This window comes from Nitrosomonas sp. ANs5, from assembly GCF_050584665.1.
In the GTDB taxonomy this organism is placed as follows: Bacteria; Pseudomonadota; Gammaproteobacteria; order Burkholderiales; family Nitrosomonadaceae; genus Nitrosomonas.
Map to the genome: position 1 here is coordinate 96,762 of NZ_JBEUDO010000004.1, position 7,653 is coordinate 104,414.

Consider the following 7,653-nt stretch of genomic DNA (forward strand, 5'->3'; position numbering starts at 1 on the left):
AACACTGCGTGCGCCCTTTATAATTGCTGTTTCGCACCTCTAATTTGCCCTGGAAACATATTTAATTCGCAAGCATCTTGCTCGTGGAGAACCTTGGAACAGCATGAATTCCTCGCTAGAAAATCTTCAGCCATACCCATTTCAGAAACTTGCCAAATTGCTTGAGGATTTATCACCCGATGCCTCATTGTCACCGATTGGTTTGCATATTGGTGAACCCAGGCACGCGACCCCCGAGTTTATCAAGCGCGAGTTGATCAATCGTATCGAAGGGTTGGCGCATTATCCCACAACCCTTGGCACCAGTTGGTTGCGGAGCAGTATCGCGACCTGGTTGGCGCGGCGTTATCATTTGTCCAACGTCAATCCAGATACGGAAGTGATTCCGGTTAATGGCAGCAGAGAGGCCCTGTTTGCGTTCGCACAGGCCGTTGTCGATACCCATGTCGGGGTGGCGCCGGTTGTGGTGTGCCAGAATCCCTTTTATCAGATTTACGAAGGTGCAGCGCTGCTGGCGGGTGCCACGCCTCATTTCCTCAACTTACTGCCTGAAAACAACTTTTCGCCGGATTGCGCGCAGTTGTCTGATGCGGTCTGGGCACGCACGCAGCTGGCCTATATTTGTTCGCCCAACAATCCCACCGGCAGGGTGTTGTCACTTGAAGAGTGGCAGCACTTGTTCGCGCTGTCCGATCGCTATGGGTTTGTGATCGCTGCCGATGAATGCTATTCAGAAATTTATTTTGATGAAGACCATCCCCCCCTGGGTGCCTTGGAAGCAGCGGAGAAACTGGGGCGTAGCGGGTTTCCCCGGTTGGTGGTTTTTGGCAGCCTGTCCAAGCGCTCCAATGTGCCGGGTATGCGCTCCGGGTTTGTGGCGGGCGATGCCACTATTCTCAAGAAATTCCTGCTTTACCGGACCTACCACGGCAGCGCGATGAATCCCGCTGTGCAGGCGGCCAGTACAGTCGCCTGGAGCGATGAGCAGCATGTGGCCGAAAACCGCGACTTGTACCGCGAAAAATTTGCCAGCGCCATGAAGATACTCGGAGATACTTTGCCAGTCAGCATGCCCGATGCAGGGTTTTATTTATGGTTGAAAACGCCTGTCAGCGATGTCGAGTTCTGCAGGCATTTGTACCATGAGGGGGGGGTCACAGTATTGCCGGGCAGCTATCTCGCCCGTGAGGCGCATGGGACCAATCCAGGTGAAAATTTTGTGCGGGTAGCGCTCGTGGCCCCCGTGGCGGAATGTGTGGAAGCGATGGAAAGAATTCAACAAATCTCTAGAAAATTCTAGGAGGCTGTCCGAGAATAGCGATCGTAACGAGGGCGAGGCTGGTTGAGTTGGATTTTTCGATCATTTGAGGCGAATAGTTGTTCTATTTAACGAAAAGGATCGTAAAATCCGGCCAATCAGGCTCGTCCGCAGTAGATCAGTCTATTCTCGGACAGCCTCCTAGTTCTATAATTAAGGAGCCCTATGGAACAATTGCAAGCGACGATAGAAGACGCTTTTGAACGCCGTGCCGAGATTACGCCGCGTAATGTGGAAGCCAATCTCAAGGAGTCCGTGGCGCAAGTCATCGATTTACTCGATACCGGCAAACTGCGGGTTGCCGAGAAAATCAACGGCGAGTGGGTGGTGCATCAATGGATCAAGAAAGCGGTGCTGCTGTCTTTCCGAATGGAGGATAACAGTTTCATCAAAGGGGGGTTTTCCAATTATTTTGACAAGATTCCATCCAAGTTTGCGGATTATAGTTCGCGTGATTTTCGTGATGGCGGTTTCCGGGTGGTTCCCCCGGCGGCGGTCCGCAGGGGTTCGTTCATTGCCGGCAATGTTGTGTTGATGCCTTCTTATGTCAATATCGGTGCCTACGTTGACGAGGGGACCATGGTGGATACCTGGGCAACTGTCGGTTCCTGTGCGCAGATCGGCAAAAATGTGCATTTATCCGGTGGTGTCGGTATTGGTGGTGTGCTAGAACCCGTGCAGGCCAGCCCGACGATTATCGAGGACAACTGTTTTATCGGCGCGCGCTCAGAGATCGTCGAAGGCGTGATTGTGGGCGAGAACTCGGTGATATCGATGGGGGTGTATATCGGTCAAAGTACCAAAATATACAACCGTGAAACCGGAGAAGTCAGTTACGGCCGTATCCCACCGGGGTCGGTCGTCGTCTCCGGCAATCTGCCTGCCGAGAACGGGCGCTATAGCTTGTATTGCGCGGTAATTGTGAAACAGGTCGACGCCAAGACCCGTTCCAAAACCGGTATCAATGAATTGTTACGCGGCATATAGTGAAGAAAACGGTCATATCTTTTTATATAGATATGGTATAAAAGGGTATACGTACAGTCTGCAAGGGGTTGCATTGCCACCTTTGGCTGGTGGTTGGATTCCAAGCATGTTCAAATCTGATTGCACGTATGGTAGGAAATTTTCTGGCGCCATGTTTTAACTTTAATCTTTAAAGGAGGTAACATGATGAAAACCCTGACAAGCCTGGTTGCAGCGAGTGCTTTGGCACTGTGCATGAGTGCTCAGGTTTATGCAAAGGATGCAGGCCATACTTCTGAAGCGATGGAGCATGCGGGTAAAGCCCATGCACATGGGGAAGACGGGCATGCCAAAGAGTTACTCAAGCATGCGAAGAAAAGCCTGGATCACGCCAAGCAAGCTTCCAAAGAACATGCTGAAGCCCATCAGCATATGGATGAGGCAATCAAGCATTTAGAGGAAGCGATCAAGCATGCAGAAATGGGGCATGCCGATGTTGCGACCGGACACATGGATGAAGCAATCAAGCATATGCAGAAATCTGGTCACTAAATGCAGATATAAATGCGCCCCCGGCTATATGCCGGGGGCATCTTGCGGGAAAAAGGAATGAAAATGGCGGATTTTTCCGCTTTTTTTATGTGTGAGACAAGAAATACCAGGGAATGCACCTGCCGGTAATTCAAACTAAACCGTCAATGAAGCCCGCGACATTTGCTGTTTTAAGAAGTCTGAGTGATGGGGATTACCATTCAGGTACCGGCCTGGGGCAGGCATTGCATATTTCGCGAGCCAGCGTGTCCCATGCGCTGCGCGATCTGGAACAATATGGATTGGTCATTCATCGTGTGCGTGGCCGGGGATATCGCTGGCTGAATCCGATTCAGTGGCTGGATATCGATCAGATCCAGCATCATCTTGATGAAATGGCGGATGAATTTCAGGTAGAGGTTCTCGATACTACTGAATCCACTAACTCGTTATTGCTGCAACGGGCGGTCGAGCATGATTTTCCCGATAAGCGCTGCAAGCAGGTCGTGGTAGCGGAGCTGCAGACGGGCGGGCGTGGCCGTCGTGGCCGTTCGTGGTTGTCCGGCTTGGGAGATAGTTTAACCTTTTCCCTGCTATGGCCATCGCAATGCACAGTGCATGCGCTTTCCGGACTGAGTCTGGCAGTGGGGCTCGCGATTGTCCGGGCATTGACCAGGATCGGTGTGCAGGGTGTCGTGCTCAAATGGCCGAATGATGTGCTGTTTGCCGCGCGCAAGCTGGCGGGCGTCCTGATTGAACTGCATGGAGATATGCTCAGTCCGAGTACGGTAATTATCGGCGTCGGTCTCAATCTGAAACTATCCGGCGGCATCAGGAACCGGATCGATCAGGCTGTGACGGATGTTGCCGGTATCACAGACCATATGCCTGATCGAAATCGCCTGTTGGCACTTTTGTTAAGAGAGTTGAAGGCAGTACTCGATGTTTTCGAGCAACAGGGCTTTCAACCGTTTCAAGAGGAATGGATGCGTTATCATGCCTACCAGAACAGACTGGTTCAGGTTGATTTTCCAGATGGTTCCGTCAAGCATGGCATTGCAAACGGCGTGACTCCGAATGGCGCGCTCCAGCTCAACACCCCTGCCGGCATGCTGCACTTGAACAGCGGGGAGGTGAGCCTGCGTGGCGTGGCCTGAATTGCAAAATAGGTGTGTTGGGTCTAACGGTTATGTAATTGGGGTGTGGGCGAGCCAGGCTATCGTGCTGAATTGGGTTCGGTATGTTCTTGGCTGTATCCTCCTGTCCATCCGGTCGAGGAGGCAGAGCTGAACGATTTATCTTGTCTATTAGCAATTGATTCCGGCAATACCGCCATCAAGTGGGGGGTGTATGCTGGCGATCAGTGGATGGTGCGCAGCATGGTGCTGCAGCGCGAGCGCATGCTGTTGGCCCAGGCCTGGTCGGAACTGCCTGCGCCAAGCTTAATTGTCGTTTCAAATGTTGCAGGTTCTCTGGTTGCCAGAGAGCTGGAAATACTGTTGGGGAAGTGGTCTGCGCCGTCAATGTGGATAAAGGCGAAAGCCCGCCAGTGTGGCGTGCAGAATCGTTACGACAGTCCTGGCCAGTTGGGGTGTGATCGCTGGGCATCATTGATTGCCGCATGGCACAGCCTGCGGCAGGGATGTCTGGTTGTCAACGCGGGCACGGCTATGACGGTCGATGCGCTGACTGATACGGGAGAGTTCCTGGGGGGCATTATTGTGCCGGGCTTTCATTTGATGCGGCAGGTGTTGCCGCATCAAACCGGGGTGCTATCGATTAGCACACCTGGCAACTTTCAGAGGTTTCCCTGCAATACTGGCGATGCCTTGTATAGTGGCGCAATCCAGGCGTTGGTAGGCGCGTTGGGACGCATGTACGATCACCTGGCGGTACATTTGAACAAACGTAATTTGACAATTCTCCTGAGCGGCGGAGACGCGGCGTTGCTGAGTGCCCATCTTCGGGCGCCTCACCAGGTGGTCGATAATCTGGTGCTGGCAGGGTTGGTGGTGATAGCCCGGGATGCAGAGTAATCGCTCCGGATGGCTGTGATCCTGCTCGACCGGGAGTGAAAGAACGATATCAGCTTGTTTTGGTATCCTTGGCCGAGTGTGCCAGCGGCACGTTCCGGCCAGTAAACACGTGCGTTGCCGGTATTACTGCCAACTGCTAAATTCTAGTTTCTAGTTTATGCACGAGATAGATAACAGTCCATAGAGAATCCAGGCTTATGCCACATCCACTTTTCAAAAACGCTGAATTCTATACGACAGTCAATCATTTAAGAGATTTGCCCGATGCCGCTGGCGTTGAGATCGCTTTTGCCGGACGTTCGAATGCCGGCAAGTCAAGTGCAATCAATACCCTGGTAGGCCGGAGCAGATTTGCTTTCGTCAGTAAAACACCGGGCCGAACCCAGCATATCAATTACTTCCAGCTCGGGGATGGGCGCTATATGGTGGATCTGCCGGGATATGGCTATGCCAAGGTGCCGCTGGCGATTCGTCAGCATTGGGTGCATTTGCTGAGTACTTATTTGCAGACGCGCACATCGCTCTATGGCATGGTGCTGATTATGGATATCCGCCATCCCTTGACAGAGCTCGATCGGCAAATGCTGACATGGTTTGCGCAGACACAAAAACCGGTCCATATTTTGCTGACCAAGGCGGATAAGTTGAGCCGAAGTAAAGCCATTGCGGCATTAAGCAGCGTGCGCCGCTTGCTCGCCAGTGACTACCCGCATTGTACCGTGCAGATTTTTTCCAGTCTGACAGCCGAAGGCGTGGAGGATGCCATTCAAATACTGCAGAATTGGTTCGAAGCGGGTGCCACTCAGCCAGGGAAGCAGGAAGGATTGGACGGGCAAAAAAGAACCCCGGCCAAAGGGGATTAAACCGGGGCAATCGTCATGTTTACAACACCTCGCTTCAGGGAGGGGAAGCGAGAAGCAGTTGTTGTCAACCACTTGCCTATAGGATTCGGTGCATTGAGTTTAGTTCAATATTTATTATGCAGTTTTTATTTGCCTCAGCATGATGTCCTGTCATGCAGGATGCTGTCCTGTTGCAACAGCCCCAGCTGAATGAAAGCATGTCAGAGATGGGCGTTGATAAAAGGATGGGAGCGATAAGAAAACCCCCGGTTAAAGGGGAATAAACCGGGGGAATTGCCTTGCTTGTATAAGGCCTCGCCTCAGGGAGGGAAGGCGAGAGGGGTCAATATCAACCACCTGTTATTAAGATGCTATCAATCGGAATTAGTTCAAAAATTTACCCGATAATTAAATGGCCGGATTCAATTCTCAAATATGCTCAAAGGGTGAGCAATGCTATCCCCTTATGACGGAAGGGTTGTCGGGGCAAGGTGCTGGGATTTGGTTGAATCGGGCGATCAGGCAAAAAAAACCCCGGTTAAAGGGGATTAAACCGGGGGGAATCGCCTTGTTTGTAAGGCCTCGCCTCAGGGAGGGAAGGCGAGAGGCAGCCATATCGACTACCTGTTTATAAGATGAGCCAAATTTAATTTAGTTCAACAATCGATTAAATTTTTTTATTATTTCTTTGTCACTATGCTGCTGGCCCGCATTTGGCACCGTGATAGCTTGGTGCCTTGGCAGGTTGGGCAAGCGCTGCAACCGTTAAAACGAGTCATGGCGCACGCTTGGCGAAGCCTTGCCGGAACGATTGCAGTATCAGTAAATTCCTGGGTGCCACGGTCTCGTGCATCTTGTGATGATCCGAAATGACGGATTGTTCGGTGTTTTCTCAGGTTGGACAGCCGGGTAACGGAATGAGTAACCGATATTTTTTATTATTGATAAAACCAACATGACATTTTTTTGCCAATTTCCACAAAAAAGAATGCGACGCATTCGCCGGGATGCGTTCTCACGCCGTTTAGTCAGGGAAAATCATTTGCGGGCGGATGATTTGATTTACCCAGTATTTGTTCTGGATGGAAGCAACCGTGAAGAGAAAGTGCCGTCAATGCCGGGTATCGTTAGGCAAAGCATTGATCTGCTCTTGCACCAGGCGGAGCAATGCCTGCAGTTGGGCATACCCGCCATGGCCCTATTTCCGGTCATCGATCCATCGTTGAAGAGCCTGACGGCGGACGAGGCGTTCAATCCCGATGGCCTGGTGCCAAGAGCAGTCCAGCAACTCAAGCAACGCTTCCCGGAACTCGGCATTATCACCGATGTTGCGCTTGATCCTTATACCAGTCATGGTCAGGATGGCTTGATCGATGAGAAGGGCTATGTTCTGAATGATGAAACCGTGAGTGTGCTGGAACGGCAGGCGCTCACGCATGCCCAGGCTGGCGCAGATATCGTGGCGCCCTCGGATATGATGGATGGCCGGGTCGCCTCGGTCCGTGCGATATTGGATCGTCACCACTGCATCCATACGCGGATATTGGCCTATTCGGCCAAATATGCTTCCAGCTTTTATGGTCCATTCCGGGATGCGGTGGGTTCAGCGGCCACGCTTGGCGCGGGTAATAAATATACCTACCAGATGGACCCTGCTAATTCAAACGAAGCCTTATGGGAAGCCGGTTTGGATATACAGGAAGGGGCGGACATGATCATGGTCAAGCCGGGCCTGCCTTATCTCGATATTGTACGCAGAATCAAGGATGAGTATGGTGTTCCGACTTTCGTCTACCAGGTCAGTGGCGAGTATGCCATGCTGAAAGCGGCTGCGATGAATGGCTGGCTAGATGAAGAGGCCTGTGTGACAGAGGCATTGTTATCCTGCAAGCGCGCCGGTGCGGATGCGATTCTGACTTATTTTGCGTTGGATGTCGCAGCCTGGTTACAGAAGCGTAGT

The 7,653-nt window shown here is 51.9% G+C and carries 7 protein-coding genes; all 7 read left to right on the top strand.

All coding sequences use genetic code 11. The features are described 5' to 3' along the window. The first annotated feature begins 103 nt into the window (after window positions 1-103). Window positions 104-1,300: a succinyldiaminopimelate transaminase gene (dapC, locus tag ABTW62_RS02105; RefSeq protein WP_430902924.1), complete on the top strand. Its 1,197-nt coding sequence runs from the start codon at window positions 104-106 to the stop codon at window positions 1,298-1,300. 183 nt (window positions 1,301-1,483) lie between these two features. Continuing rightward, window positions 1,484-2,305 carry a 2,3,4,5-tetrahydropyridine-2,6-dicarboxylate N-succinyltransferase gene (dapD, locus tag ABTW62_RS02110; RefSeq protein ID WP_090411813.1) on the top strand — a complete coding sequence of 274 codons (822 nt, stop codon included), beginning with the start codon at window positions 1,484-1,486 and terminating at the stop codon, window positions 2,303-2,305. 186 nt (window positions 2,306-2,491) lie between these two features. Beyond that, a complete protein-coding gene (gene smbP, locus ABTW62_RS02115) occupies window positions 2,492-2,836 on the top strand; it encodes a small metal-binding protein SmbP (RefSeq protein ID WP_430902925.1) in 345 nt (114 codons plus the stop codon). Between the two features lie 146 nt (window positions 2,837-2,982). After that, a complete protein-coding gene (locus ABTW62_RS02120; protein WP_430902926.1) occupies window positions 2,983-3,972 on the top strand; it encodes a biotin--[acetyl-CoA-carboxylase] ligase in 990 nt (329 codons plus the stop codon). A 45-nt stretch (window positions 3,973-4,017) separates the two neighbouring features. Next, entirely contained in the window at window positions 4,018-4,851 is an 834-nt protein-coding gene (locus tag ABTW62_RS02125) for a type III pantothenate kinase (RefSeq protein ID WP_430902927.1), read from the top strand. A 197-nt stretch (window positions 4,852-5,048) separates the two neighbouring features. Beyond that, window positions 5,049-5,714, top strand: coding sequence for a ribosome biogenesis GTP-binding protein YihA/YsxC (gene yihA / locus ABTW62_RS02130; protein ID WP_430902928.1), 666 nt, complete (start codon window positions 5,049-5,051; stop codon window positions 5,712-5,714). Between the two features lie 934 nt (window positions 5,715-6,648). Next, window positions 6,649-7,653, top strand: a 1,005-nt coding sequence (gene hemB, locus ABTW62_RS02135; RefSeq protein WP_430902929.1) for a porphobilinogen synthase, incomplete at its 3' end; no start/stop codon positions are given.